23 protein-coding genes are annotated in these 25,798 nt (G+C 65.1%); 16 read left to right on the top strand and 7 right to left on the bottom strand.

Translation table 11 applies throughout. The features are described from left to right. Positions 1 to 128: 128 nt before the first annotated feature. The 3 genes from OXR00_RS17000 (at position 129) to OXR00_RS16990 (ending at position 2,856) form a co-directional block, all read left to right on the top strand. Positions 129 to 1,265 carry a site-specific DNA-methyltransferase gene (locus tag OXR00_RS17000; protein WP_276593161.1) on the top strand — a complete coding sequence of 379 codons (1,137 nt, stop codon included), beginning with the start codon at positions 129 to 131 and terminating at the stop codon, positions 1,263 to 1,265. A 98-nt stretch (positions 1,266 to 1,363) separates the two neighbouring features. Then, on the top strand, positions 1,364 to 2,416 hold the full coding sequence (gene folP / locus OXR00_RS16995; protein ID WP_267389434.1) for a dihydropteroate synthase: 1,053 nt from the start codon (positions 1,364 to 1,366) through the stop codon (positions 2,414 to 2,416). A 41-nt stretch (positions 2,417 to 2,457) separates the two neighbouring features. Beyond that, complete coding sequence (locus tag OXR00_RS16990) at positions 2,458 to 2,856, top strand: Rap1a/Tai family immunity protein (RefSeq protein ID WP_242152430.1); 399 nt, start codon at positions 2,458 to 2,460, stop codon at positions 2,854 to 2,856. Positions 2,857 to 2,859: 3 nt separating this feature from the next. Here OXR00_RS16990 and OXR00_RS16985 read toward each other — a convergent pair whose 3' ends face one another. Continuing rightward, entirely contained in the window at positions 2,860 to 4,281 is a 1,422-nt protein-coding gene (locus OXR00_RS16985; RefSeq protein WP_242152434.1) for a sigma-54 dependent transcriptional regulator, read from the bottom strand. 140 nt (positions 4,282 to 4,421) lie between these two features. On the opposite strand from OXR00_RS16985, the gene OXR00_RS16980 reads away from it, so the two are divergent. From OXR00_RS16980 to OXR00_RS16950, 7 genes are all read left to right on the top strand, one after another. Next, positions 4,422 to 4,559, top strand: coding sequence for an aa3-type cytochrome c oxidase subunit IV (locus OXR00_RS16980; protein ID WP_242152437.1), 138 nt, complete (start codon positions 4,422 to 4,424; stop codon positions 4,557 to 4,559). A 7-nt stretch (positions 4,560 to 4,566) separates the two neighbouring features. After that, on the top strand, positions 4,567 to 5,688 hold the full coding sequence (locus OXR00_RS16975) for an NAD(P) transhydrogenase subunit alpha (RefSeq protein ID WP_267389433.1): 1,122 nt from the start codon (positions 4,567 to 4,569) through the stop codon (positions 5,686 to 5,688). Next, positions 5,688 to 6,047 carry a PH domain-containing protein gene (locus OXR00_RS16970; RefSeq protein WP_267389432.1) on the top strand — a complete coding sequence of 120 codons (360 nt, stop codon included), beginning with the start codon at positions 5,688 to 5,690 and terminating at the stop codon, positions 6,045 to 6,047. Before OXR00_RS16975 ends, OXR00_RS16970 begins: the two co-directional genes overlap by 1 nt. Before the next feature lie 9 nt (positions 6,048 to 6,056). Then, positions 6,057 to 6,368 (top strand): NAD(P) transhydrogenase subunit alpha, encoded by a 312-nt coding sequence (locus tag OXR00_RS16965; protein ID WP_267389431.1) that lies wholly within the window; start codon positions 6,057 to 6,059, stop codon positions 6,366 to 6,368. A gap of 99 nt (positions 6,369 to 6,467) precedes the next feature. Further along, a complete protein-coding gene (locus OXR00_RS16960; protein WP_267389430.1) occupies positions 6,468 to 7,964 on the top strand; it encodes an NAD(P)(+) transhydrogenase (Re/Si-specific) subunit beta in 1,497 nt (498 codons plus the stop codon). A gap of 258 nt (positions 7,965 to 8,222) precedes the next feature. Next, complete coding sequence (locus OXR00_RS16955; protein ID WP_267389429.1) at positions 8,223 to 9,176, top strand: MarR family winged helix-turn-helix transcriptional regulator; 954 nt, start codon at positions 8,223 to 8,225, stop codon at positions 9,174 to 9,176. A 231-nt stretch (positions 9,177 to 9,407) separates the two neighbouring features. Then, the gene (locus tag OXR00_RS16950; RefSeq protein WP_267389428.1) at positions 9,408 to 11,783 is read left to right on the top strand and encodes a TonB-dependent receptor; all 2,376 of its coding nucleotides are present in this window, start codon (positions 9,408 to 9,410) and stop codon (positions 11,781 to 11,783) included. Positions 11,784 to 12,036: 253 nt separating this feature from the next. On the opposite strand, the gene ung is transcribed toward OXR00_RS16950, so the two are convergent. The 3 genes from ung to purD form a co-directional block, all read right to left on the bottom strand. Then, positions 12,037 to 12,738, bottom strand: coding sequence for a uracil-DNA glycosylase (gene ung / locus OXR00_RS16945; protein ID WP_267389427.1), 702 nt, complete (start codon positions 12,736 to 12,738; stop codon positions 12,037 to 12,039). Between the two features lie 40 nt (positions 12,739 to 12,778). Next, complete coding sequence (locus tag OXR00_RS16940) at positions 12,779 to 13,084, bottom strand: hypothetical protein (protein WP_267389426.1); 306 nt, start codon at positions 13,082 to 13,084, stop codon at positions 12,779 to 12,781. Positions 13,085 to 13,382: 298 nt separating this feature from the next. Next, entirely contained in the window at positions 13,383 to 14,645 is a 1,263-nt protein-coding gene (gene purD / locus OXR00_RS16935) for a phosphoribosylamine--glycine ligase (RefSeq protein ID WP_267389425.1), read from the bottom strand. Here purD and xseA point away from each other — a divergent pair. From xseA to OXR00_RS16915, 4 genes are all read left to right on the top strand, one after another. Further along, positions 14,644 to 16,023 (top strand): exodeoxyribonuclease VII large subunit, encoded by a 1,380-nt coding sequence (gene xseA / locus OXR00_RS16930; RefSeq protein WP_267389424.1) that lies wholly within the window; start codon positions 14,644 to 14,646, stop codon positions 16,021 to 16,023. The two genes, purD and xseA, sit on opposite strands and share 2 nt — an antisense overlap. Before the next feature lie 14 nt (positions 16,024 to 16,037). After that, entirely contained in the window at positions 16,038 to 16,235 is a 198-nt protein-coding gene (locus tag OXR00_RS16925; protein ID WP_242152469.1) for a DUF2093 domain-containing protein, read from the top strand. Further along, complete coding sequence (locus OXR00_RS16920; RefSeq protein WP_267389423.1) at positions 16,235 to 17,152, top strand: M23 family metallopeptidase; 918 nt, start codon at positions 16,235 to 16,237, stop codon at positions 17,150 to 17,152. The genes OXR00_RS16925 and OXR00_RS16920 overlap by 1 nt, the downstream gene beginning before the upstream one ends. Positions 17,153 to 17,362: 210 nt before the next feature. Continuing rightward, on the top strand, positions 17,363 to 20,329 hold the full coding sequence (locus OXR00_RS16915; RefSeq protein ID WP_267389422.1) for a TonB-dependent receptor: 2,967 nt from the start codon (positions 17,363 to 17,365) through the stop codon (positions 20,327 to 20,329). A gap of 80 nt (positions 20,330 to 20,409) precedes the next feature. On the opposite strand, the gene clpB is transcribed toward OXR00_RS16915, so the two are convergent. After that, entirely contained in the window at positions 20,410 to 22,989 is a 2,580-nt protein-coding gene (gene clpB, locus OXR00_RS16910) for an ATP-dependent chaperone ClpB (RefSeq protein ID WP_267389421.1), read from the bottom strand. 433 nt (positions 22,990 to 23,422) lie between these two features. On the opposite strand from clpB, the gene OXR00_RS16905 reads away from it, so the two are divergent. Then, positions 23,423 to 23,611, top strand: coding sequence for a hypothetical protein (locus OXR00_RS16905; protein ID WP_267389420.1), 189 nt, complete (start codon positions 23,423 to 23,425; stop codon positions 23,609 to 23,611). Between the two features lie 27 nt (positions 23,612 to 23,638). Continuing rightward, on the top strand, positions 23,639 to 23,941 hold the full coding sequence (locus OXR00_RS16900) for a hypothetical protein (RefSeq protein WP_242152477.1): 303 nt from the start codon (positions 23,639 to 23,641) through the stop codon (positions 23,939 to 23,941). A 266-nt stretch (positions 23,942 to 24,207) separates the two neighbouring features. Here the strand turns inward: OXR00_RS16900 and OXR00_RS16895 are convergent, their stop codons facing one another. Together OXR00_RS16895 and purE are read right to left on the bottom strand one after the other, a co-directional pair. Further along, positions 24,208 to 25,278 (bottom strand): 5-(carboxyamino)imidazole ribonucleotide synthase, encoded by a 1,071-nt coding sequence (locus OXR00_RS16895; protein WP_267389419.1) that lies wholly within the window; start codon positions 25,276 to 25,278, stop codon positions 24,208 to 24,210. Positions 25,279 to 25,308: 30 nt separating this feature from the next. Continuing rightward, positions 25,309 to 25,791, bottom strand: a complete 483-nt coding sequence (gene purE, locus OXR00_RS16890; protein WP_267389418.1) for a 5-(carboxyamino)imidazole ribonucleotide mutase — start codon at positions 25,789 to 25,791, stop codon at positions 25,309 to 25,311. Positions 25,792 to 25,798: the final 7 nt, after the last annotated feature.

Raw genomic sequence — 25,798 nt, 5'->3', positions numbered from 1 at the left:
TATGTGGATAAGTCTCGGAATGTTCCGCCGTGTTAACGCTTTAGCAGTGATTCCCATTAACCAATGTTCGCTTGACGCGAGTCCCGCGATCCGCAGGAAGGGGCGGAATGGAACACGGGGATACGGGCATGGGGCTGTTGGAAAAGGTTAAGACGCGCGGCGCGAAGCCGGTTGTGGCAGCGCCTGCGGAACTGCCGCTCGACCGGATCATCCAGCGTGATTGCATCTCCGCGATGCGCGCCCTGCCGGCCGCGTCGGTCGACATGATCTTCGCCGATCCGCCCTATAACCTGCAACTCGGCGGCGACCTGTCGCGGCCAGATGGCAGCCATGTCGATGCGGTGACGGACGAATGGGACAAGTTCGACAGCCTCGGCGCATATGACAAGTTCACCCGCGCTTGGCTGGCCGAGGCGCGGCGCATCCTGAAACCGAATGGTTCGATCTGGGTGATCGGCAGCTATCACAACATCTTCAAGGTCGGCTCCGCGATCCAGGATCTCGGCTACTGGATCCTCAACGATATCGTCTGGCGCAAGTCGAACCCGATGCCGAACTTCAAAGGCACCCGCTTCACCAACGCGCACGAGACGCTGATCTGGGCGTCGATGGGCGAGAAGGCGCGCTACACGTTCAACTATCGCAGCATGAAGACGCTGAACGACGAACTCCAGATGCGCAGCGACTGGGAGTTCCCGGTTTGCGGCGGCCCGGAGCGGTTGAAGAAGGATGGCCACAAGGTCCACCCGACACAGAAGCCCGAGGCGTTGCTGTATCGCATCCTGCTGGCGTGCACCAAGAAGGGCGACGTGGTGCTCGATCCTTTCTTCGGCACCGGCACCACCGGCGCGGTGGCCAAGCGGCTCGGCCGGCACTGGATCGGCATCGAGCGCGAAGACGCTTATGTCGCCGCCGCACAGGAACGGATCGATGCGGCGCTGCCGCTGGACGAATCCGCGTTGACGACGATGCAGTCGCCCAAGGCCGCGCCGAAGGTGGCGTTCGGCGTGCTGGTGGAAAACGGCTACCTCACCGCCGGCGCGGTGCTGTTCGACGCCAAACGCAAGCACCGCGTGCTGGTGCGCGCGGACGGCAGCGTGGCAAGCGTGTGCGGCACGCATATCGGATCGATCCACAAGGTCGGCGCCGGCGTGCAGGGCGCGCCTTCGTGCAACGGCTGGACCTACTGGCATATCGAGACGGCGGGCGCTTTGCAGCCGATCGATACGCTGCGGCAAACGTATCTGCTGGCGACGCAGCCTTAAGGGGGGGCTGGCAACTCTACTCTGGCCTTCACCGGGTAAGGTAGCAGGGGTCGACGGCATCTCGACACGAACCGCTCCGCCGGATTACGGCTACCGCCATGACCTTGCACCTGCGCCCTACCCAGTTCGTCGATACACCCGCCACGCACCCCGACGGCGGCGTGGCGCGGCTGGCAGGGGGGATGCTGTGGTTCGCCGCGTATGAGGTGATCGAGAGGTCGCGGCGCAGGACCGTGCCCGTCGCCGAGATCGCCAACCTGGGACCGGGCGCCGCCGCGATCCACGCGCGCATCACCGCGCCGCGCGCTGCGCTGACGATCGGGGAGCGCACGCTGCGGTTCGATCAGCCGATGGTAGCGGGCATCCTCAACGTGACGCCGGACAGTTTTTCCGATGGCGGCACGCTTCAGGACGATCCTGAAGCGGCCGCAGCGGCGGGGGTCGCGATGGCAGCGGCAGGCGCGGCGATGATCGACGTAGGCGGCGAATCGACCCGTCCCGGCGCCGCGCTGGTATGGGAGGGTGACGAAGCGAAGCGCGTCTCGCCGGTGATCGAGCGGCTGCTGCGCGCGGGCACCCTCGTGTCGGTCGACACGCGCAAGGGCGCGGTGATGGAGGCAGCGCTCGCGCTCGGCCCGGTGATCGTCAACGACGTGTCGGCGTTGCTCTGGGATGAGCGTGCCGCCGGCATCGTCGCGCGCGCGGACGCGCCAGTGATCCTGATGCACTCGCCCGATCCCAAACGCGGGCCACATGGCGGCGATGGATATGCGAACGTGCTGACCGAGGTGTACGACTGGCTGGAGGCGCGGATCGAGGCGGTGGTGGCGGCGGGGATCGACCGCGCCAAGGTCATCATCGATCCAGGTATCGGCTTCGGCAAGAGCCTGGCCGACAATCTCGCACTGATCAACGGGCTCGCGCTGTTTCACGGGCTCGGCTGCCCGGTCATGCTCGGGGTGAGCCGCAAACGGCTGATCGGTGCGCTGTCGGGCGAAGCACCGGTGGCTGAGCGGCTCGGCGGATCGATCTCGCTGGCGGTGAAGGGCGCGGAGGCGGGCGTACAGATCCTGCGCGTGCATGACGTCGCGGAGACGGTGCAGGCGCTGCGCGTGTGGCGGGGCCTGCGCGACCGTGCGCTGGTCGGCTGACACAGACGCACACCGAACCTTGCAAGCCGAATGGAGAGACCATGATCCTGTTATTGTTGGCCTTGGCATCAACCAAGCCGCCGGTGGTGGTAAGCGCGCTGACGACACGTCATCTCGCCGAGGATTGCCGGGGGAAGGACACCGATCCGACCGCCAATTTCTGCACCGGCTATATCATGGGCGTGTTCGACACGCTGTCGTCATCCTATCAGATATGCCCCTCGGCGGCGGACGTTTCCACGATCGATGCGGTCGCCGTGGCGCGCAAGTACATCCGCAAGAACCGAAAGGGGTGGAGCAGCGCCCCGTGGTTTGTCGTGCGAGAGGCTTTCGTGACCGCCTATCCGTGTCACACTGAACCCGACGCTCAGCCTAAGACCGCTCCCAAACCTGACGCCAAGGCCAAGCCGAAGCCAAGGCACCTCAAGCGGTCCCGTTAGCGGTCAGGCCGCGTTGTCGATGCCCAATTCACCCAGCTTGCGGTACAGGGTGGATCGACCAATGCCGAGCCTCCGCGCAACCTCTGTCATGCGGCCGCGATAATGGCCGATGGCGAGACGGATCACGTCCGCCTCGATCTCCTCCAGCGCGCGCAGATTGCCGTCGGCATGGAACAGCGTGACGCCGCCCGAAGTCGCCATCGGCGCAGGTCCGGGTACGCTGTGGCGTTGCGCGCTGAGCGAGGCGATCTGCGGAAAATCTGCCGAGGTAAGCGCGGCGCCGTCGCACAGCACGGCCGCGCGGAATAATGCGTTCTGAAGCTGGCGGACGTTGCCCGGCCAGTCGTATTTGCCGAGCAGCGCCAGCGCTTCGTCGGTGATGCCGAGCGGGCGCAGGCCGGGTTGCTGCGCGATGCGGGCGAGCAGGTGGCGGGCGAGCGCGGGGATGTCGCCCTGCCGTTCGCGCAAGGGTGGGATCGTCACCTGCACCACGTTGAGCCGGTAATAGAGGTCCTCGCGGAAACGACCGGCCTCGACCTCCTCGATCAAGGTTTTGTTGGTGGCGGCGATCACGCGCACGTCAACCTCACGGGCGTGACGCGCCCCGATCGGCTGGATATCGCCGGATTGTAGCACGCGCAGCAGTTTGACCTGCGCCTCCAGCGGCATCTCGCCGATCTCGTCGAGGAACAGCGTGCCGCCGTCCGCTTCCTGGAAACGGCCGATCTTGCGTTCGAACGCACCGGTGAAGGCGCCCTTCTCATGCCCGAACAATTCGCTTTCGACGAGATTGGACGGAATCGCGCCGCAGTTCACCGTCACCATCGGCTTCTTGCCGCGCGGGGATGCGGCGTGGATCGCCTCCGCCACCACCTCTTTGCCGACGCCGGATTCGCCCTCCAGCAGCACCGGCACGCGCGCGCGCGCCGCCTTGGCAGCGATGGCGAGTGCAGCGCGGAAATCGGGCGCGGAGCCGACAATCTCGTCGAAGGCGAGCAGCGCGGGGATCTTCTCGGTAAGCGGGCGCAGTTCGCCCGCCGCCTTGCCGGCGACCGCCGCGTCGAGCGCGCCGAGCAGCCGTTCGGGCGCGAGCGGTTTGACAAGGAAATCGGTCGCCCCCGCACGCATCGCGCCAACGGCCTGCGCGACCGAACCGTTGGCAGTGAGCAGCAACAGCGGCAACGCCGGACGCCGGCTTCGCAATTCGGCGATCAGCGGCGTGGCGTCGGCATCGGGTGCCCAATGGTCGAGCAGGATCGCATCGAGTTGCATCCCGTCCTGCGTGCCGAGCGTGGCGATCGCCATCTCCCCATCGGCGGCGAAGATCGCGCGCCAGCCGCGCCGCGCCGCGATCGCCGCAACGAGACGACGCTGCGCCGGCTCGTCGTCGATCAGCATCAGCAGGCGTTGCCCGTTACGCGTCATTCCCACACCCCAAGTACCCTTTGGAGCACCTCTGCTATACGATGAGGGTAAAAGCCGCCTTAAGCGCCCCATCGCGGGACTTGAGAGACAGGCCCACACAAGCTAAGCCTGTTGGGAGATAAGCATTGGGGAGATGCGACATGGCCGAAGACGGCGATATCAAGGTCCACGAAGCGACCTATTCGAAGGTGATCGGCCTGCTGAAATATGGCGCGGTGGCGTGCTTTCTGCTCGCCTTCGTCATCGTCTATTTCGCCCTCGCCCCTGCCAGCAAGTAACACGCAGGTGAAGATCGCCGTCCTGCGGGAAAGTGCCCCCGGTGAGCGTCGTGTCGCCGCCACGCCCGAAACCGTCAAGAAGTTCATCGCGCTCGGCGCATCCGTCGCGGTCGAGGCAGGTGCCGGCCTGACCGCCGCAATCGCCGATGCCGATTATGCCGCTGCCGGCGCGAGCGTGAGCGACCACGCAGGTGTGCTGGCAGGCGCGGGCATCGTGCTTGGCGTACAGGGGCCGGACCCGGCTGTGCTTGGCGGCGTGGCACCCGGCGCGCTGGTGGTGGCGGGGTTGAACCCGTTCGGCGATCGCGCGCGGATCGACGGCTATGCCGCCGCTGGTGTTGAGGCATTGGCGATGGAGTTCATGCCCCGCATCACCCGCGCGCAATCGATGGACATTCTGTCGTCCCAGTCCAACCTGTCGGGCTACAAGGCGGTCTTGGACGCGGCCGGCGAATATGGCCGGGCTTTCCCGATGATGATGACGGCGGCAGGCACGATCTCCGCCGCACGCGTGTTTGTCATGGGCGTTGGCGTGGCGGGGCTACAGGCGATCGCGACGGCGCGGCGACTGGGTGCGCAGGTGTCCGCCACCGACGTGCGGTCCGCCACGAAGGAGCAGATCCTGTCACTCGGTGCCAAACCGATCTTCGTGGAAAACGTGGCCGGGATCGATGGCGAAGGGACGGGCGGCTATGCCGGTGAGATGTCGCCCGAATACCAGGCGGCGCAGGCCGAGCTGGTGTCGGCGCACATCGCCAAACAGGATATCGTCATCACCACGGCGCTGATCCCCGGCCGCCCTGCCCCGCGGCTGATCTCCGCCGCACAGGTGGCGAGCATGAAGCCGGGCTCGGTGATCGTCGATCTCGCGGTCGAACAAGGCGGCAACGTGGAAGGTGCGGTCGCTGGCGAAATCGTGTCCGTCGGCGGCGTGAAGATCGTCGGCCACCGCAACGTTCCCAGCCGGCTGGCGGCGGACGCGAGCGCGCTGTTCTCGCGCAACCTGTTCAACTTCCTGTCGGCGTTCTGGGACAAGGACGCGGCCGCGCCGGTACTGGATGACGAGATCGGCGACGCGGTGCGGCTGACCCGTGGCGGTCAGGTCGTCAACGCGCGGTTGCTCACCTGATGGGGATTTTCAACGCCACCGCGATCGATCCGCATGATGTCGACAAGGCGCATGGCCATGCGCTGCTCGAGTCCGAGCGGGTGCTGTTCGCGTTCAAGACGGTTCGGGACTTCATCGTCTTCACCGAATGGCGGCTGCTCTACATCGACGTGCAAGGCATCACCGGGTCCAAGACTTCGTATCTGACTATCCCCTACCGCTCGATCACGTCATTCGCGATCGTCAGCGCGGGGACGTTCGACCTCGACGCCGAGATCAAGCTGTCGCTGTCGGGCCTCGCGCCGATCGAATTCAAGATCGGCCGCAGTTCCGATGTGCGCGGCTTGCAGACGTTGCTGGCAAGCAAGCTGGACCGATAGGAGCAAATCATGGACTTCATCTCGATCCTGTCGATCTTCGTCATGGCCTGCTTCGTCGGCTATTACGTCGTGTGGTCGGTCACGCCCGCGCTGCACACGCCGCTGATGGCGGTGACCAACGCGATCTCCTCGGTCATCATCGTCGGCGCGTTGATCGCGGCGGCGGCCGCCGGGATCGGTGCGGGCGGCGCGGTGTCGAAGTGGCTCGGGCTGGTCGCGGTGGTGCTGGCGAGCGTCAACATCTTCGGTGGCTTTGCGGTCACCGCGCGAATGCTGGCGATGTACAAGAAGAAGGAGCGGCCGGCGGCCGTTCACAAATAGGCGCCACCCAAGCCGATATCGCGGCTTGGATGGACGCCGCTCCGGCGCGGACGACCGGCGGATGCCGGCCCGGCGCGGGCATGACGAGGTAGGGGGAATATGGAACAGCTGACGGTCAATCCCTGGGCGGCACTCGCCTATCTCGTCGCGGGTGTGTGCTTCATCCTTGCGCTGCGTGGGCTGTCGAGCCCGGCGACGTCGCAGCGCGGCAACCGCTACGGCATCATCGGCATGACCATCGCGGTGGTGACGACCTTGATAACGCACGTTCCGATCGATCCGACCGTAACGCTCTTTGCTTCTGGCCCGCCCGCGTTTGGCGGCGTGGTGGACACGGTCACCGTCGTCGAAATCCTGATCGCGATCGGCATCGGCGCCGCAATCGGCCTCGTCACCGCGCGGCGGATCGCGATGACCGACATGCCGCAGCTCGTCGCGGCGTTCCACTCGCTGGTCGGCATGGCGGCGGTGCTGGTGGCGGCGGCGGCGTTTCTCAATCCGCAGGCGTTCGGCATCGCCGACATGGTAATCCCGATGATCGGCCAGCCGTTCCTGGTGATCCATCAGGTCAGCCGGATAGAGATGGGGCTCGGCATCGCGATTGGCGCGATCACGTTTTCGGGTTCGGTGATCGCCTTCCTCAAGCTCAACGGCAACATGGGCGGCGCGCCCATCCTGCTGCCCGCGCGCCACGTCATCAATCTCACCGTGCTGGCCGCGATCCTCGGTCTGGTCGCGTATTTCACGCAGGATCAGAGCGCGTGGGTGTTCTGGACGATCACCGCCCTCTCCTTCGCGATCGGCTTCCTGCTGATCGTCCCAATCGGTGGCGCGGACATGCCGGTGGTGGTGTCGATGCTCAACAGCTATTCGGGCTGGGCGGCGGCGGCGATGGGGTTCACGCTGCACAACAGTGCGATGATCATCACCGGCGCGCTGGTCGGATCGTCGGGCGCGATCCTCAGCTACATCATGTGCAAGGCGATGAACCGCAGCTTCATCAGCGTAATCGCGGGCGGCTTCGGCGCAGCGGTGGCAAGCGACGGTGGTGGCGCCAAAGTCGACCGCCCGTGGAAACGCGGCAGCGCCGAGGATGCCGCGTTCCTGATGCAACAGGCCGAACAGGTCATCATCGTGCCCGGCTACGGTATGGCAGTGGCGCAGGCACAACATGCTCTGCGCGAAATGGGTGACAAGCTGAAGGAACACGGTGTGCGGGTGAAGTACGCCATTCACCCGGTCGCGGGGCGTATGCCCGGGCACATGAACGTGCTGCTTGCCGAAGCGAACGTTCCGTATGACGACGTGTTCGAGCTGGAGGATATCAACTCCGAATTCGCACAGACCGATGTGGCCTTTGTGATCGGCGCGAACGACGTCACCAATCCCGCCGCGAAGACGGACAAGACCTCACCGATCTACGGCATGCCGGTTCTGGATGTGGAGAAAGCCAAGACCGTGTTGTTCATCAAACGCTCGATGGGTGGCGTCGGGTATGCCGGTGTCGATAACGATGTGTTCTATATGGACAACACGATGATGCTGTTGGCCGATGCGAAAAAGATGGTCGAGGAAATCGTCAAGTCGCTCGACTGACGACTGCCAGCGTCAGACATCGTGAGAAATTGCCACGAGATGTTGAAACATTCAGTTGAAAACGCCACCATCTCGTTACCAGGGAAGATGGCACACTGTATTTTGTCCTCTGTAACGGTGAGATCGCGTTCCGAGCTTTCGCTATTCGAACGAAATCAACGGTTAAATTCGTGAGAATGACCCATATCGGAGATTTTAGACCTGCTCCATTCTGGAGAAATGCGTACTTTAGCTATGGGGAAAAAGCAGGGAATCGATATGCATAGATGGGAAGGATGGGAAACCGCGCGGCCGCCGGCCGCTTCGGTCGCCGCACTAGTGATTGCCGATCACAATGCCGACGACGCGACCGCAGCAATCGACGCGGTCGGCACGCGCATGGTTGGACGGGTTGGCTGGGCGGAGGTGACGCAACGGCTCGACACGCAGGGTCCACTTCAACTGATCGCGCTCGATTGTGCGGGTGCCGACGATAACACGCTGGCGGCGGCGCTCCCGCTTATCGATCAGTTCGCACGTGACACCGATGCGCGCCTGGTTGCAACGATGGCCGACTCGCAGGTAGATCTGGTTGCGGCCAATCTGTTCGGTCCACATGTCGAGTTGCTCTGCGCGCCATCGCTCGCGGAGCGGGTCGCGGTCTACGCCCTGTCCGTATCGCAGGGCGGCAGCCACCGTTTGTCCGATTCGGCGCGCGATATCGAGGTGGTGCGCCTGCGCCGCTTGAACGAAGAGATCGCGCGTATTGCCGAAACCTTGGCTCGGCTCAGCCGTACCGACTCGGAACACTCGCCGCGGGGCCGGATCGCCGATCGCACGATGGGATATACTGCGCCACCCCCGGCCACCACGGGCGAGGCGCCTCCGGTCGCACCGCGCGAGGTGCGTGCCGCGATTCGGGCACGCCGACTGCGCGACCAGCACTTCGATGCCGGACTGTTCGAGGATCCGGCATGGGACATTCTGCTCGATCTGTTCGCAGCACAACTGGAACGCGCGCAGGTCTCGGTTTCGAGCCTGTGCATTGCAGCCGCCGTTGCGCCGACCACGGCGCTGCGCTGGATCGCCAAAATGACCGACGCTGGCATGCTGGTTCGCGTGCCCGACCCGTTCGATCGGCGGCGCGCCTTTATGGAGCTATCGACCGGATCAAGCGACGCGATGCGCAATTATCTGGGCGCCGTGAAGCGCGCCGGATTGCCGCTCGGATAATCCGCCTCCAGTCTTCGTACCGGCTGGCGTCGCCATGACGCCAAGCGTTGCGGTAGATATTGAGCTCTCATCTGCCCGCCCGGCCTCCTGCCGGGCGGGCATTTTCAACGATGATGCACCAAAGCGCGCAATGAAGAACCTGGATGGCTTGCACTATATCCCGCCATATACAATAAGCCACGTCAGCGCTTAATAAGAGCGTAGCGGATCCGCTGCGCCGAAAGGGGTTTCATGACACATCCGGTCCTCCGCGCCGCGAGCGCGGCGTTGTTGGCGTGCACGCCGGCCACCGCCCTAGCAGCGTCCGCCCCCGCACCCGCCGCAGAGGCTGCCGCTCAACCCACGAATGATGCCGACATCCTTGTCACCGCACGCCGCCGCCCGGAAGACCCGCAGACGATCCCGGGTTCGCTGTCCGTGGTGAGCGGTGCGCTGCTCGACCGGTCGTACACGGTCAACACGCAAGGGCTGTCGGTGCTGGTGCCGTCCCTCAACTACAGTTCGGCCAACCCGCGCAACACCGCCTTCACGATCCGTGGGCTGGGTTCGAGCGTAGTGGCGGTGAGCCAGGCGAACGACGGGCTGGAGCCGGGCGTCGGCTTCTATGTCGATCAGGTCTATCACGCGCGCCCGGCCACCGCCGCGTTCGATTTCAGCGATATCGATCATGTCGAGGTGCTGCGCGGGCCGCAGGGCACGTTGTTCGGCAAGAACAGTACCGCAGGCGCAATCAGCATCACCACGCGAGCACCCACCTTCACGCCCGAAGCATATGAGGAGGTGTCGATCGGCAGTCGCGATTACGTGCAGGCCAAGGCCGCCGCATCGGGCGCGCTGATCGGCGATACCGTCGCCGGCCGCATCTCGGCGGTCGTCACCGGGCGTGACGGTGTGATCCGCGACACGCGAACCGGCGCCGATCTCAACACGATCGGCAATCAGGCGGTGCGCGGGCAGTTGCTGATCAAGCCTACGCAAGCTCTTCAGGTGCGCCTCACCGCAGATTTCAGCAATTTCGAGAGTGATTGCTGTACACAAGTGTATCTGCGCGTCGCCCCCACCCTAAAGGCGGCGACGCGGCAATATGCCTATCTGGCCGCGCACGTGCCCGGCGGCGCATACACTCCGGCCAGCCTTAACCCCTATGATCGTGTGACCGATATCGACGCGGCGCTCGGCACCAACACCAACGAGGGCGGCGTCTCCGCGATCGCCGACTGGAACGTCGGACCCGTAACGCTCACCTCGGTCAGCGCGTGGCGGTTCTGGAACTGGGATGCGGCCAACGACCGCGACTATACGGGCATCCCCATCCAGACGACGCAGCACATCCCCTCGCGGCAGGACCAGTATAGCGAGGAACTGCGCTTCGCCTCGAACGGCTCCCACGCGATCAGCTATGTCGGCGGGCTGTATTTCTTTCGCCAGCGCGTGATCGGGCGGCCGATCTCGATCTACGGGCCGCTTGCCACCTATTGGTTGCTGGGGGGGCCGTCCGCCGCGCTGCCGGGCAATCTGCTCGACGGTTACGGCTCGGACGGGCGTACCGATTTTCAGTCGAACAGCTATGCTGCGTTCGGCGAGGTCAACTGGCGCCCGTTGCCGCGTGTCACGCTGACCGGTGGGCTGCGCTACACCTATGAGGAGAAGACCGGCAGCTATAACACCTTCACCTTCGGCGGCCCGAGCGGTCTCAGCCAGGCGCAGATCAACAGCCAACTGTCGATCCTGCGGGGCCAGTCGTACAATGCCAAGGTCGACGGCGGTGCCCTGACCGGCCGTGCCAGCCTGTCGTATGATGTCACCGGAGGCGTACTCGGCTATGCGAGCTTCGCGCGCGGCGCGAAGTCGGGTGGGATCAACATGTCGGGGCTGCCGCTCAACAACGCCGGGCTGCCGGCACTCGGCACGGCGGTGGTACGACCGGAGACCAACACCGCCTACGAAGTCGGCATCAAGACGCGGCTGTTCGACCGGCGGCTGATCCTCAACGTCGACGGTTTCTATACGCGGGTGACCGATTTCCAGGCGAACGTGACCGATACCGGTGCTGCGGCTGCGCTTCGCACCTATCTCGCCAACATTCCGCGTGTGAGCGTGAAGGGGTTCGAGGCGGATGCGACCGCGATCGTAATGCGTGGCTTCTCGTTACGGGGGTCGGTCGCCTACGCGGACGGCAAATATGATTCGTACCCCAACGCGCCCTGCCCGATCGAGCGGATCAGCAGCGCGACCACCGTCTGCAACCTGTCGGGCCGGCCGCTATCGAGCCTGCCGAGATGGACCGTATCGGCGGGCGGCGATTACACGTTGCCGGTACCGGGGCTGCATGGCGACGTCATCCTGCACGCCGATTCCGTGTCGCGCACAAGGCAATGTGGCGACCCGACCGATTCCGCGTACACGCTCATCAAGGGTTATACGTTGGTCAACGCCAGTCTCGGCTATCGCAACCGCGCCGGTTGGGAGATCGACGTGTTCGCGCGCAATCTGTTTAACGCCAACTACCTTCAGAACGTGACGATCCAGGCGGGCAATTCCGGGCTGATCCTCGGCACGCCGAGCGATCCGCGTACGATCGGGCTGACGTTCCGCGCGCGGCAGTAAGGCGTCAAGCGTTCGTGCCGAGAGATACGCGACGCGGTAAGGCGGCAGAGCGCCGCCGCGACATGCTCGCGCGCCTCGTCACTGACCGCCTCACTCTCGGCGAGGATGCGCGTGGCGCAAACCAGCCGCCCGATAACAAACGCCGACATCATCAACAAGGATCTGCTGGCGTTCGTGAAGGGCTGATCCGGCAATGCGGGCGCGGCGCAAACGTGCCGCACGCTACGTCATCGCGCACCGCGAGAAATGAATTTCAGGCGCGCGCCGGCAAGGCCCAGTCGATCGGCGCGCGGCCATGCTCGCGCAGGAACGCGTTGGCCCTGGAGAACGGCCGGCTTCCCAAAAACCCGTTGTGCGCCGAAAGTGGCGACGGATGTGCCGATTTCAGCACGAGATGCCGGCCGCCGCGTGACACGTCGTCGATGAACGCCGCCTTCTTCTGCGCGTAATTGCCCCACAGCATGAAGACCACCGGATTTGGCGAGGCCGCCACCACGCGGATCACCGCATCGGTGAACCGCTCCCAGCCTTTGCCCTGATGCGAGGCGGCAGCCCCCATCCGCACGGTCAGTACCGAATTGAGCAGCAGCACGCCCTGCTTCGCCCAATGTTCAAGGAAGCCGTGATCGGCCCGCACGATGCCGAGATCGGCATGCAGTTCCTTGTAGATGTTGACCAGACTCGGCGGCGTGCGCACGCCCGGTTGCACCGAGAAGCACAAGCCATGCGCCTGCCCCTCGCCGTGATACGGGTCTTGCCCGAGGATGACGACGCGCACCTCCTCGGGCGGCGTCAGGTCGAGCGCACGGAACCAGTCCTCAGACTTGGGGAACACGCGCGCGCCAGCAGCTTTCTCGTCCGCGAGGAAGCACCTCAGCGCAGCCATGTACGGGCTGTCCAACTCGCCCCGCAACGCGGCGAGCCAAGCGGAGTGGAGGGTAATCTGGTCGCTCATCGACAAACGCGTGGCCGATGGCGCGCGCGCCTGTCAATCGTCAGCCGGGCTCGCCCATGTCGGCAGGGGGATGCTCGGGATCGAAGTCGGACGTCTTGGCGTCACCATATGCAACCAGATCGGAGGAAACCGATACACTATACGCCGGCATCGGCTCGACGCGTGGTGGCGCGACCGGGATCGGCGCGGTGATGACGATAGGCACCGGCGCGGACGCGTTGCTCGCCCCCGTCGCTACGATCGTCCCGGCAGCGTGCACGGCCGGCGAGACCATGCCGCCGAGATGGGGTGTAGCAACGGCAACCACGGCGAGAAACCCCGCGAACCCAGCGAGTTGATGTGACACGTGCGACCTCTGTATTTTCCAGATTGTGTGCACTGGCTTAGTGGTCGCGATCTAAAGAGCCGCTTACAAGCTGCGGTAAAGAAAGGTTTGTTTCGCGCCTACGCAAACCTCCGCGATGGCGGCTTTTCCCACTGGTCCGCCCTTCGAACCCATCAGAGAATTGCATCCAATTTCAATCTTTTGCGCCGTCTCCGCCGCAACTCCGCGCGGACGTGCTGCGGCAAGCTCTTGGTCCGGCATCCGTGTTCGTGCGGAGTGTCGTTTCCCCAGCCGCAAAGCAGCGACGGTGGCGCGTCGATCACCCGGTTCGGGCGATCTCGCGCCAGCCGATGTCGCGCCGGCAGAAGCCGCTCGGAAAGTCGATCACGTCGAGCGCGGCGTAGGCGGCGGTCTGCGCGGCCTGTACGTCAGCGCCGCTCGCGGTGACGGCCAGCACGCGGCCGCCGGCTGCGACGAGTTGCCCCTCAGCCAACCGCGTGCCCGCCTGGAATATCTTCGCGCCAGTCGCCTCCGCCGAGACCACGCCGCCGATCGTGCCGCCGGACTGAGGCGTGCCGGGATAGCCGCGTGCCGCCATCACGACCGTCAGCGCGGTGTCGTCCGCGAAACGCGCGGGCCCACGCTCGCCAAGCCGTCCTTCCGCGACGGCAAGCAGCACGTCGAGCAGATCCTCCTCCAGCCGCATCATCAACACCTGGCATTCCGGGTCGCCAAAGCGCGCGTTGTATTCGATCAGCTTCGGCCCGTTGGGTGTCAGCATCAGCCCGGCATAGAGCACACCCGAAAACGGCGTCCCCTCCGCCGCGAGCGTGCGGACAGTAGGCCAGATGATCTCTGCGATCGCGCGGGCCTCGAGGTCGGGCGTCAGCACCAGGGCGGGGCTGTAGGCGCCCATGCCGCCGGTATTGGGGCCGGTATCGCCATCCCCAACCCGCTTGTGATCCTGCGCGGAGCCGAACGGCAGGATCGCCGTGCCGTCGGTCAACACGAACAGGCTGGCTTCCTCACCTTCGAGGAACTCCTCGATCACCGCCTCACCGCCGGGTGCGGAGAACAGGTCGTTCAAGGCGGCTTCGGCCTGCTCGCGCGTCTCGGCGACGGTCACGCCCTTGCCTGCCGCCAGCCCATCCGCTTTCACCACCACCGGCACGCCAAACCGGTCAAGCGCGGCCAGTCCATCGTCCAGCGATGCGACGTGCGCGTAACCGGCGGTCGGGATGCCGGCGCGGTCGCACAGCGCCTTGGTGAAGGCCTTCGATCCTTCCAGCCGCGCCGCCGCCGCCGAGGGGCCGAACACCGCCACGCCCGCCGCCCGCAGCGAATCTGCGAGGCCGTCGACCAGCGGCGCCTCAGGGCCGATCACGACCAGTTTGATCGACTGCGCTGCCACGAAATCCACCACCGCCGCGTGATCGGTCACGTCGAGCGCGACGATCCGCGCATGCGCCGCAATGCCCGGATTGCCCGGTGCGGCGAACAGCGTATGGAGGCGCGGCGATTGCGCGAGCTTCCAGGCGAGCGCATGTTCGCGGCCCCCCGAGCCGATCAGCAGGACATTCATGGCGGACCCTTTTTACGACACCCAGACGCGGCTGGTAGCCGACGACGTGCCCGGCGACAACGCCGCGCCGCTGTCGGTCGGCGAACTGGCGGCAAAGCTGAAGCGCGTGGTGGAGACGGAGTTCGGCCATGTTCGGCTACGCGGCGAAATCTCTGGCTACAAGCGCGTCGCCTCGGGCCATGCCTATCTCAGCCTGAAGGATGACGGCGCGGTGATCGACGGCGTGATCTGGAAGGGACAGGTGAATATGCTGCCGTTCCAGCCGCAGGACGGTATCGAGGTAATCGCAACCGGGCGGATCACCACCTATCCCGGCCGCTCCAAATACCAGATCATCATCGAGCGGATGGAACTGGCCGGCGAAGGCGCGCTGATGGCGCTGCTGGAAAAACTGAAGGCGAAGCTCGCTGGCGAAGGGCTGTTCGAGACGACCCGGAAAAAACGCCTGCCTTACCTGCCGCGCGTGATCGGCGTCGTCACCTCGCCGACCGGCGCGGTGATCCGCGACATCATCCACCGGCTGGAGGATCGCTGCCCGAGCCACGTCATCGTCTGGCCGGTAAAGGTGCAGGGCGAAGGCTCGGCGGCGGACGTAGCGGCGGCGATCCGGGGCTTCGACGCGATCCGGCCGGGCGGTCCGGTGGCGCGGCCCGATCTCGTCATTGTCGCGCGGGGCGGTGGCTCGATCGAGGATCTGTGGTCGTTCAACGAAGAAGTGGTGGTGCGCGCGATCGCGGACTGCTCGATCCCGATCATCTCGGCGGTCGGCCATGAGACGGATACGACGTTGGCGGACTACGCCGCCGATCTGCGCGCACCGACGCCGACCGCGGCCGCCGAAATGGCGGTGCCGGTGCTGGCCGACCTGCGCCTGACCATCGCCAGCCACGGCCAGCGCACCGAGAAGTGCGTACGCCGCTATCACGAGCGCAACCGCGAGCGGCTCGATGCGCTGGTACGGGTTATCCCGAAACGCGATGCCTTGCTCGGCCCGCAGCGGCAGCGCGCCGACGATTTGGGCGCACGGCTGGACCGGGGGCTGGAACGGCGGGTGACGGTGTCGCGCGGGCAGCTCGACCGATCGGCCGGCGCGCTTCGACCGGCGGTACTGGAGCGCCAGCTGGAGGGCGCGCGCGACCGGCTGGACCGGACGTGGCGACTGGCCCAATCGCTCAACCCCGATGCGCTGCTCGATCGCGGCTATGTCCGCGTGACCGCGCGGCCGGGCGGCGAGACGCTCGTTTCCGGCGTGGCGGCGCGTGCGGCGGGCGCGGTGACGCTCCACTTCCGCGATGGCGCGATCGACGCCAAGGTTGAGCGCGCCGGCGGCAAAGCCTATGACCGCAAGCCCGAACCGGCCCAGCCCGACCTGTTCTGACAAGAGACGTTGCCATGCTGATGCCCAACACCGATCGCCTCGCCCGCCTGCACTACATGGCCAACGGTTTTCGCGTGCTGACGCCCGGCGATCACGTTGTGTGCGCTGCGAGTGGCGCGCAAATCGCCCTGGAGGATCTGCGCTACTGGAGCGTGGCGCGGCAGGAAGCCTATGCGACCGCCATCCTCGCCACCGAATCATTGAAGGCTTGATGCGCCGCGCAGGCATCGGCGCGAGCCTCACCATCCTGCTGCTCGGCAGTTGCGCGATCGTGCCGCCCGTTGACGCAGATGTGCGGCCACTCCCCGTCGATCCGGTCATCCACGCGCCAGACGTCCAGCCGCCGCGACCTGCCGAGCCGGTAACGTTCAGCTACGCCGGCACCATGACGCAGGGTGGTCTGGTGATCGGTATCGCCCCAGCCGGTACGACGCAGCTGACGGTGAATGGCGCGAACGTCGCCGTCGCTCCGGACGGCCGCTTCGTGTTTGGGTTCGACCGCGACGCCGGCCCGTCCACCACTCTGGTTGCGACGCTTGCCGACGGGCGCCAGGTGCGCGACGAAGTGACGGTCGCGCCGCGTGACTGGAACATCTCCCGGCTGTCGACCTTGCCCAAGTTCCCGGTGCCGGAAGCGGAAATGGCGCGGATTCGTCCGGGCGAACTCGCACAGATCGCCGCGGCCCGGCGCGTTCAGACCGATGCACAAGGCTGGCGTCAGCACTTCCTCTGGCCAACGACCGGACGAATCTCCACATTGTTCGGCTCGCAGCGCATCTACAAGAACGGCGAGGCGGGTGCGTACCATTCCGGTGTCGATATCGCGAAACCCACCGGGACGGTGGTACTTAGTCCTGCCGACGGCGTGGTGATCCTGGCAGCGGATCACCCCTTCACGCTGGAGGGCAATCTGTTGATGATCGATCACGGCATGGGACTGAACACCGCCTTCCTGCATCTGTCGCGGATCGACGTACATGTCGGCGACCACGTCCGCCGCGGGCAGGCGGTCGCGCTTTCGGGCGCGACCGGGCGTGCTACAGGGCCTCACCTGCATTGGGCAATCCGCTGGCGCGACGCCAAACTTGACCCGCTGCTGATCGCCGGGCCGATGCCGCATCCGGGATAGCGCGACGCCGATGCTACGTAAAAAGCCCGATGTGGCATAATTACTACAAAGAATGTGAATCACACATATTCACAGTACAGAAGCTTTACAGCCACTCCGGCCCCGTTATGCCTCCTTCATCCGCTCCGGGATCGACCTGAACAGGTTCGAGGGGGGCTTTGTATCTCCCGCATCGTCGATACGGCGGGCGGGGGGTCGCACAGGGGGTATATGATTTTGCATTCGACTCTGAAGAACCGTCTGCTCGTCGGCGCTGCCTCGCTCGGCGCGCTGGCTGCGTTTGCTGCGCCTGCGTTTGCACAGGATCAGGCTGCACCCGCGACACTGCCTTCCGACGCGCCCGCAACCGGGCCGGCAGCCGCGCCGACCGATGATATCGTGGTTACCGGCTCGCTGTTCCGTCGCACCAACACGGAAACGCCGTCGCCGGTTACCGTGCTGACCACCGAAACCCTGTCGCGTGCCGGCATCACCAACATCAACGACGCGGTGCGCTCGATCTCGGCCGATGGTGCTGGTTCGATCTCGACCGGCTTCACCAACGGCTTCTCGGCCGGCGGCGCCGCCGTCTCGCTGCGCGGTCTCGGCGTTTCGTCGACGCTGGTGCTGATCGACGGCACGCGTTCGACCAACTTCCCGCTGAACGACGATGGCCACAACGCCTATGTCGACCTCAACTCGATCCCGTTCAGCGCGGTCGAGCGCGTCGAGGTCCTGAAGGACGGCGCATCGTCGAGCTACGGCGCTGACGCGATCGGCGGCGTGGTCAACATCATCATGAAGAAGCACTTCACCGGCCTCGCCGGCACGGTCGAAGGCGGCGTGACCGAGAAGGGTGACGGCGCACGCTATCGCGGCAACCTGACTGCAGGCTACGGCGACTATGACGAGAAGGGCTGGAACTTCTACGTCAACGGCGAATACCAGAAGGATCAGCCGATCTCCGCCACATCGCGTGGCTTCCCGTACAACACCAACGATCTCAGCTCGATCGGCGGCCTCGACAACAACACCGGCGACAGCTCGCTGACGACGCAGTCGACCAACGCGGTCGTGCGCCGTGCGCCGCAGACCGATCTCAACAACCCGTTCGCGGGCGGCGTGGCGACTGGCACCTACACGCTGCTCGGCGGCACCGCGGCATGCAACTACGGCACCTTCACGGTCGCAGGCGCAGCGGGCGGTACGGGCTGCAAGCACGATTACGGCAAGGAATATGGCACGCGCTACAACGACATTCAGCCGTCGCAGGAGCGTTACAGCTTCACCGGTCGGCTGAGCTTCCGCGTCGCGCCGACTGTAGAAGGCTATTTGACCGGCAGCTACTCGCACAGCGAAGTCACGATCGGTCGTCAGCCAAGCGGCATCCGCCAGACTCAGCCTTACGGTGCCTCGCCGACGCAATCGTCCAGCAACCCAGGTATCGTTCTGCCGGTGTACATCTGCTCCACCGGCGTAAACTGCGCCACAGCAAGCGACCGCACGCTGAACCCCAACAACCCGTATGCAGCGGCTGGTGCGCTTGATCCCGCCAACAACGCAGCCCGCATCTATTATGCATTCGGCGACATCCCCGTTTACAGCAAGCGCGACAACGAGGTGTTCCGTGGCGCGTTCGGCCTGAACGGCGACATTGCTGGGGACTATCACTGGAAGGTTGATGCGGTCGGCGCACGCGACAACTTCTCGATCGAGAACCACGGCGTGCTCGACATTGCCGGGCTGAAGAAGGCGGTCAACACCGGCGCGTACAACTTCGTCAATCCGGCGCTCAACACGCAAGCCGTGCGCGACATGATCGCGCCGGTTTATACCACGCCGTCGCATACCTCGCTGATCTCGGTTGACGCATCGATCGCCAAGGATCTGTTCGCGCTGCCGGGTGGCAATCTCCAGGTCGCAGTCGGTGGTCAGTTCCGCCATGAAACCGAGGAAAACAACAGCAACAACCCGGGCCTGACCAAATACGCCAACACCTCGGCGGCATTCGGTACGCATGACGTGACGGCGGGCTATTTCGAGATCAACGCACCGATCCTGACCACCCTTGAGGTCAATGGCTCGGGTCGCTACGATCACTATTCGGAAGGGTTCAGCCACTTCTCGCCGAAGATCGGCGCCAAGTGGACGCCGATCAAGCAGCTGGCGATCCGCGGCACCTACTCGAACGGCTTCCGTGCACCGACTTTCGCGGAGAACAACCCGCTGTCGAGCTACGCCGGTTTCGTAACCGTCACCCCGCCCGCCTCCTTCCAGCAGGCGCATGGCGGCCTCATCACCGGCACCAACCCCAACACCAATCCCTATGCCCAGGCTTACAGCCTCGGCTCGGGTGCCACCGGCAACCCTAACCTCAAGCCTGAGAAGTCGCGTAGCTTCACCGGCGGCGTGGTGGTCGAGCCGGTTCGCAACGTCAGCTTCACGGTGGACTATTACAACATCAAGAAGACCGACGTGATCGTGACCGGTCCGGATGCCGCCATCGCGCGTGCGAACTATTTCGCGGGCACTGCGCTTCCGGCAGGGTACACCGTTTCGGCTGTCGATGCGCCCGATCCGCTGTTCCCGAACGCGCTGCCGCGAGTGCTCATCATCAACGTGCCGTTCGTCAATGCGGGCTCGATCAAGAGCTCGGGGCTCGACTTCGGCGCCAACGTGGGCGTTCCGATCACCGACACGATCAAGTTCACCAGCCGCCTCGATCTGACCTACGTGATCCAGTACGACCTCGATCCGGGCAACGGCAGCAAGATCCAGAAGTATGTCGGTACGCTTGGACCTTACGAGCTGTCGTCGGGCGCTGGCACGCCGCGCGTGCGTGGCAACTGGCAGAACACAATCGAGTTCGGTCCGGTCGCTCTGACCGCGACGACCTATTACGTGTCGCGGATCAAGGAAGTCGCGGCGGACGAGGGTGATGACCTCTCCTGCGCCGGCGGCAACCTTTATGGCACGGGTGACAAGTTCTGCTACGTCAAGCGGTTCATCTACGCCGACGTCAACGCGGCATTCCGCGTCAACGACGGCTTCACCCTCAACCTGTTCGTCGGCAACATCACCGGCGAGAAGGCTCCGCTCGCGCCGGCCTCCTATTCGGGCGCGAACTACCTGCCGACCTGGCACATGGCCGGCATCGTTGGTCGCAGCTTCCGGGCGGGCGCGAACTTCAAGTTCTGATCGCTTCCGATCTTACCTGAAAAACAAACGGGGCGGCTTCCTCACGGAAGCCGCCCCGTTCTTTTTGCCCAACGATGCGGTCAGGCTACGCTCAGTTCCAGCTTGCCGTCACCCTCGTCGACCCGCACCGTGGCGCCATCCTTCACGCCACCGCGCAGGATCAGATCGGCGAGTGGATCCTGCAAGTAGCGTTGCACCGCCCGCTTCAAGGGCCGCGCACCGTATACGGGATCGTAGCCGACGCGCCCCAGCCACGTGCGTGCACCCGACGTGAGATCGAGCGTCACCTTGCGATCGGCAAGCAGCTTGTCGATGCGCGACACCTGGATATCGACGATCGGCGCCATCTCGCTCTGCCCCAACCGGTGGAACAGCACGATCTCGTCGAGCCGGTTGAGGAACTCCGGGCGGAAGTGGCCGCGCACGATCTCCATCACCTGCGGCTCGACGGTGGCGACGTCCTGCCCGTCCTCCAGCGTGGTCAGCACCTGACTGCCGAGGTTCGAGGTCAGCACGATGATTGTGTTGGTGAAATCGACCGTGCGCCCCTGCCCGTCGGTCAGCCGCCCGTCATCGAGCACCTGGAGCAGCACGTTAAACACGTCGCCGTGCGCTTTCTCGACCTCGTCGAACAGGATTACCTGATACGGACGCCGGCGCACGGCTTCGGTCAGCACGCCGCCTTCCTCGTAACCGACGTAGCCGGGCGGGGCACCGATCAGCCGCGCGACTGCGTGCTTCTCCATGAACTCACTCATGTCGATCCGCACCATTGCCGATGGGTCGTCGAACAGGAACTCGGCGAGCGCCTTGGTCAGTTCGGTCTTGCCAACGCCGGTTGGTCCCAGGAACAGGAACGAGCCCATCGGCCGGTTGGGATCCTGCAACCCGGCGCGTGAACGCCGCACCGCGGTCGACACGGCGCGCACGGCGGCGGCCTGCCCGATCACGCGCTTACCAAGCGCTTCCTCCATGTGGAGCAGCTTCTCGCGTTCGCCCTCCATCATCCGGTCGACCGGGATCCCGGTCCAGCGGCTGACCACGCCGGCGATGTCGTCGGCGGTGACTTCCTCGCGCAGCATCGCGCCCTTGGTTGCGCCCTGTGCCTCCGCCACCTGACGCTCCAGCGCGGGGATGCGTCCGTAGGACAGTTCGCCCGCCCGCGCGAGATCGCCCGCGCGTTGCGCCTGCTCCAGTTCAAGTCGGGCTGCGTCGAGCTGCTCTTTCAGCTTTGACTCAGCTGCGATCTTGTCCTTCTCGCCCTGCCAGCGTGTGGTCAGTTCGGCGGATTGCTGTTCGAGATTGGCGAGATCTTCCTCAAGCGTGGCAAGCCGGTCCTGCGAGGCATCGTCGCTCTCGCGCCGCAACGCCTCGCGCTCGATCTTGAGGCGCAGGATGCGACGGTCGAGCCCCTCGATCTCCTCCGGCTTCGACTCCACCTCCATGCGGATGCGGCTGGCGGCCTCGTCCATCAGGTCGATCGCCTTGTCGGGCATGAAGCGGTCGGTGATGTAGCGGTTCGAGAGCGTCGCCGCCGCGACGATCGCGCCATCGGTGATGCGGACGCCGTGGTGGAGTTCGTACTTCTCCTTCAGCCCGCGCAGGATCGAGATGGTATCCTCGACGGTCGGCTCGCCGACGAACACCGGCTGGAAGCGGCGCTGGAGCGCTGCGTCCTTTTCGACATACTTGCGATATTCGTCGAGCGTCGTGGCGCCGACGCAGTGCAACTCACCGCGCGCGAGCGCGGGTTTGAGCAGGTTGGAGGCGTCCATCGCGCCATCGCCTTTGCCCGCGCCGATCAGCGTGTGCATCTCGTCGATGAACAGCACGACCTGCCCCTCTGCGCCTTTCACTTCGTCGAGCACGCCCTTCAGCCGTTCCTCGAACTCGCCGCGATATTTCGCGCCGGCGATCAGCGAGCCCATGTCGAGCGCCATCAGCGTGCGGTCCTTGAGCGTATCGGGCACGTCACCATTGGCGATGCGCAGCGCGAGGCCTTCGGCAATCGCGGTCTTGCCTACACCGGGTTCGCCGATCAGCACTGGGTTGTTCTTGGTACGACGCGCGAGGATCTGGATGGTACGGCGGATTTCCTCGTCACGACCGATCACCGGATCCAGCTTGCCGTCGCGCGCCGCCTGCGTGAGGTCGCGCGCGAACTTCTTCAGCGCATCGTAGCGATCCTCGGCACTGGCGGTGTCAGCGGTGCGGCCGCCGCGCAAGGTGTTGATCGCCGCGTTAAGCGCCTCGGCCTTCACGCCCGCCGCCTGCAACGCCTTGCCCGCAGCCGTGTTCAGCGCAAGCGCAAGCGCGACAAGCAGCCGTTCGACGGTGACATAGCTGTCGCCGCTCTTCTGCGCGATCTGCTCGGCACTATCGAGCACGCGCACCAGATCGTTATCAATGCCCGGTGCGTTTTGCGCGCCGCTGCCCGATACGACCGGAATTTTGGCGAGGGCGAGATCGGTTTCGGACAGAGCGCGTTTGGCGTCACCGCCGGCAGACTGGATCAGGCCAGAAGCCATCCCCTGTTCGTCTTCGAGCAGCGCCTTCAGCAGATGTTCCGGGGCGATGCGCTGGTGGCTCATGCGGATGGCAACCGTCTGCGCCGATTGCAGGAAGCCCTTCGCGCGGTCGGTAAATTTTTCGAGGTTCATGGGTGTAAGTCCCTCCTTTACTGGATCGCGATATGGTGTTGCCTTTTTACAACACAAGGGCTGTTGCTGATCATTGTAGGGTAGTGGCAGTCTCCCAGCATGAACCACGCGTCTTACGCCACTCACGCTTGTCGAGACCGTCACCGGAACCGGAGAACCGCTGCCTCGTCGCCGCCAACGATGCGCTAAGCGGCGATTCCGTATAGGATCGACATGCGCGGGGACAAGCGTCCGGGGAGCTTCAACACGCAGCTTCGTAAGGCGTTTAGGTTCCGGTGCAGGCCGGCGCATTGAGCAACGAATGCGGCGGCTAAGTTGCCATCACTGAGGTGACGCCGCTTAAGTCGTAAAGAGCGATTGCCGATGTACGCGCGCGGTACCGGGCCATTTGAAAACGTGGGCGCGCGGATATGCGACATTCAGAACAAGACGATTGGGTCAGTACGCAACGGTACGCGCGCTTACTCTCCGCCAAGTGCCGTCGACAGCGCGTGCAACGATCGATCCTGCACAGGCGTTCTGGGTCATGATTGGTGATGCCAAGGTGGTGCGCCCGCAGCTTGACAGTCGCGGCCTGCCCGTCGAGGTGATCCCGGCAGCGTCGGTCGCGACCGCGCGTTGATGAGTGCGAACGTAAAGGAGTGACGTGATGGCGGCAGTCGATGGCAATTGGGATGTCGTGGTGCGCACCCCGCTTGGTGATCAGAAAGCGGTTCTTGCCGTGCGCAGTTCGGGCAACAGCTTCACCGGCTCGCTCAGCGGCGCGCTTGGATCGGTCGAGATCCCCGAAGGTACGGTGAATGGCGACACGCTCGGCTGGGTGATGTCGATCACCACGCCGATGTCGATGACGCTGGAATGCGGCGCCACGATCACGGACGATGTGCTGACCGGATCGGTCGGCGCCGGCATGCTCGGCAGCTTCCCCCTTTCGGGGACACGTAAGCCCTGATTGCACTGCGGTGGGCGTCGCTTATCTGAGCTCACTGCTATGCCTGCTGTCGTAGAGCGTGGGCTGTCCAGCGTAACCTTTGCTGGATCCGCACGACCGTAAGAGGGTCTGAAGCTGCTCAAGTATTGGCTGAGGCCGCGTTCATCGCAGTCCATGCGTCTTGGCGAAATGGTAGCAGAACGGCGCAGATGCTTCCGGTTACGCGCCCCATCTCGATGCTATGGAGCTTTCCTGCAGAGCTAAACCTCGATGCCGCCAGCGCGTGTTCAGAGCCGGCCGATCCGTGTGACATGGCCCATCTTCCGGCCGGGGCGGACATCCTTGCCGTAGAGGTGCAGATGGGCGCCCGGTTCGCTGAGGATGTCGGCCCAGCCGTTTGCCTGATCGCCGATCAGATTCTCCATCACTACACTTGGCGCGGTGAGGCCGGTGTCGCCGAGCGGCAGCCCGCAGATCGCGCGTATGTGGTTTTCGAACTGCGAAGTCATCGCGCCTTCGACTGTCCAGTGCCCGGAATTGTGGACGCGCGGCGCCATTTCGTTGAACACCGGGCCGTCCGCGCCGGCGAAGAATTCGCACGCCAGCACGCCCACATAGCCAAGCCGGTCCGCGATCCGCCCGGCGAGCGCTGCCGCCTCGCCCCAGTGCGCTGCGATCTCGGCGGGGGCAGGCAAGGTCGAACGCGCCAGGATGCCGTCCTGATGCTCGTTCCATGGCGGCGGATAGCTCACCATCGCGCCGTCCACACCGCGTACCAGAATGATCGAAAACTCGTGGCTGAAGCTCACGAATCCTTCGAGGATGGCAGGCCGGCCGCCGATCGCGTTCCATGCGGCTTCCGCCTCGGCGGCGGCGTGGATACGGACCTGACCCTTGCCGTCATAGCCCATCCGCAGCGTCTTGAGGATGGCGGGTGTGCCGATCGTCGCGAGTGCGGCGTTCAGTTGCGCCAGCGTCTCGACCTTCGCCCATGGCGCGGTGCGGCCGCCGAGTTCAGCGACGAAGCTCTTCTCCTCGGCCCGGTCCTGCGCGACGCCAAGCGCGGCGGGGGCGGGATGCACCGGCACCTTGGCGGCGAGATACACGATCGGGTCGAGCGCGATATTCTCGAACTCATAGGTGACGACGTCGGCCAGTCCGGCGAATTCGTCGAGCACGATGCGGCTGTGATAGTCGGCGCGGGTGAAACTGCCGGCGGTCTGCGCGGCGACGCTCTCCGCATCGGGCGCGAGGACGTGGGTGCGATAGCCGAGCTGTGCCGCCGCGACCGCAAGCATCCGCCCGAGTTGGCCGCCGCCGAGGATGCCAATGGTCGAGCCGGGGGGAAGCGGGGTCATGGTCTACTTTCGTTGGCGGATCTGCACGGATTACGCCGGTTCGGTGGCGACGCCGTCGGTTTGTGCGGTCCGCCACGACTGCAACCGCGCGGAAAGCGGCGCATCCGCCAGCGCGAGGATCGCGGCGGCCAGCAGCGCCGCGTTCTTGGCGCCGGCCTTGCCGATCGCGAGCGTGCCGACGGGGATCCCGGCGGGCATCTGAACGATCGAATACAGGCTGTCGAGGCCGCTCAGTGCCTTGGACTGAACCGGTACGCCGAGCACCGGCAGATGCGTCAGCGCCGCCGCCATGCCGGGCAGATGCGCCGCGCCGCCGGCGCCCGCGATGATGACCTTGAGGCCGCGTGCCGCCGCTTCGCCGGCATAATCGTAGAGCCGCTGCGGGGTGCGATGTGCGGAGACGACCCTGCTCTCATGCGGGATGCCGAGTTCGCTCAACAGATCGGCGGCGTGGCGCATCGTCTCCCAATCGGAAGTGCTGCCCATAATGATGCCGACCTGCGGTTCCATCATCTGCCCC

Origin of the sequence: Sphingomonas sp. GC_Shp_3, assembly GCF_026540945.1 — a bacterium.
Classification (GTDB): Bacteria; Pseudomonadota; Alphaproteobacteria; order Sphingomonadales; family Sphingomonadaceae; genus Sphingomonas.
Note: the sequence above shows the minus strand (reverse complement) of the source record. Positions and strands in the feature narration are given on the sequence as shown.

Bases quoted from the DNA above. Each gene is read 5' to 3' on its own strand.
- OXR00_RS17000 (WP_276593161.1), top strand. From the start codon at position 129: ATGGGGCTGTTGGAAAAGGTTAAGACGCGCGGCGCGAAGCCGGTTGTG.
- folP (WP_267389434.1), top strand. From the start codon at position 1,364: ATGACCTTGCACCTGCGCCCTACCCAGTTCGTCGATACACCCGCCACG.
- OXR00_RS16990 (WP_242152430.1), top strand. From the start codon at position 2,458: ATGATCCTGTTATTGTTGGCCTTGGCATCAACCAAGCCGCCGGTGGTG.
- OXR00_RS16985 (WP_242152434.1), bottom strand. From the start codon at position 4,281: ATGACGCGTAACGGGCAACGCCTGCTGATGCTGATCGACGACGAGCCG.
- OXR00_RS16980 (WP_242152437.1), top strand. From the start codon at position 4,422: ATGGCCGAAGACGGCGATATCAAGGTCCACGAAGCGACCTATTCGAAG.
- OXR00_RS16970 (WP_267389432.1), top strand. From the start codon at position 5,688: ATGGGGATTTTCAACGCCACCGCGATCGATCCGCATGATGTCGACAAG.
- OXR00_RS16965 (WP_267389431.1), top strand. From the start codon at position 6,057: ATGGACTTCATCTCGATCCTGTCGATCTTCGTCATGGCCTGCTTCGTC.
- OXR00_RS16960 (WP_267389430.1), top strand. From the start codon at position 6,468: ATGGAACAGCTGACGGTCAATCCCTGGGCGGCACTCGCCTATCTCGTC.
- OXR00_RS16955 (WP_267389429.1), top strand. From the start codon at position 8,223: ATGCATAGATGGGAAGGATGGGAAACCGCGCGGCCGCCGGCCGCTTCG.
- OXR00_RS16950 (WP_267389428.1), top strand. From the start codon at position 9,408: ATGACACATCCGGTCCTCCGCGCCGCGAGCGCGGCGTTGTTGGCGTGC.
- ung (WP_267389427.1), bottom strand. From the start codon at position 12,738: ATGAGCGACCAGATTACCCTCCACTCCGCTTGGCTCGCCGCGTTGCGG.
- xseA (WP_267389424.1), top strand. From the start codon at position 14,644: ATGGCGGACCCTTTTTACGACACCCAGACGCGGCTGGTAGCCGACGAC.
- purD (WP_267389425.1), bottom strand. From the start codon at position 14,645: ATGAATGTCCTGCTGATCGGCTCGGGGGGCCGCGAACATGCGCTCGCC.
- OXR00_RS16925 (WP_242152469.1), top strand. From the start codon at position 16,038: ATGCTGATGCCCAACACCGATCGCCTCGCCCGCCTGCACTACATGGCC.
- OXR00_RS16920 (WP_267389423.1), top strand. From the start codon at position 16,235: ATGCGCCGCGCAGGCATCGGCGCGAGCCTCACCATCCTGCTGCTCGGC.
- OXR00_RS16915 (WP_267389422.1), top strand. From the start codon at position 17,363: ATGATTTTGCATTCGACTCTGAAGAACCGTCTGCTCGTCGGCGCTGCC.
- clpB (WP_267389421.1), bottom strand. From the start codon at position 22,989: ATGAACCTCGAAAAATTTACCGACCGCGCGAAGGGCTTCCTGCAATCG.
- OXR00_RS16900 (WP_242152477.1), top strand. From the start codon at position 23,639: ATGGCGGCAGTCGATGGCAATTGGGATGTCGTGGTGCGCACCCCGCTT.
- OXR00_RS16895 (WP_267389419.1), bottom strand. From the start codon at position 25,278: ATGACCCCGCTTCCCCCCGGCTCGACCATTGGCATCCTCGGCGGCGGC.
- purE (WP_267389418.1), bottom strand. From the start codon at position 25,791: ATGATGGAACCGCAGGTCGGCATCATTATGGGCAGCACTTCCGATTGG.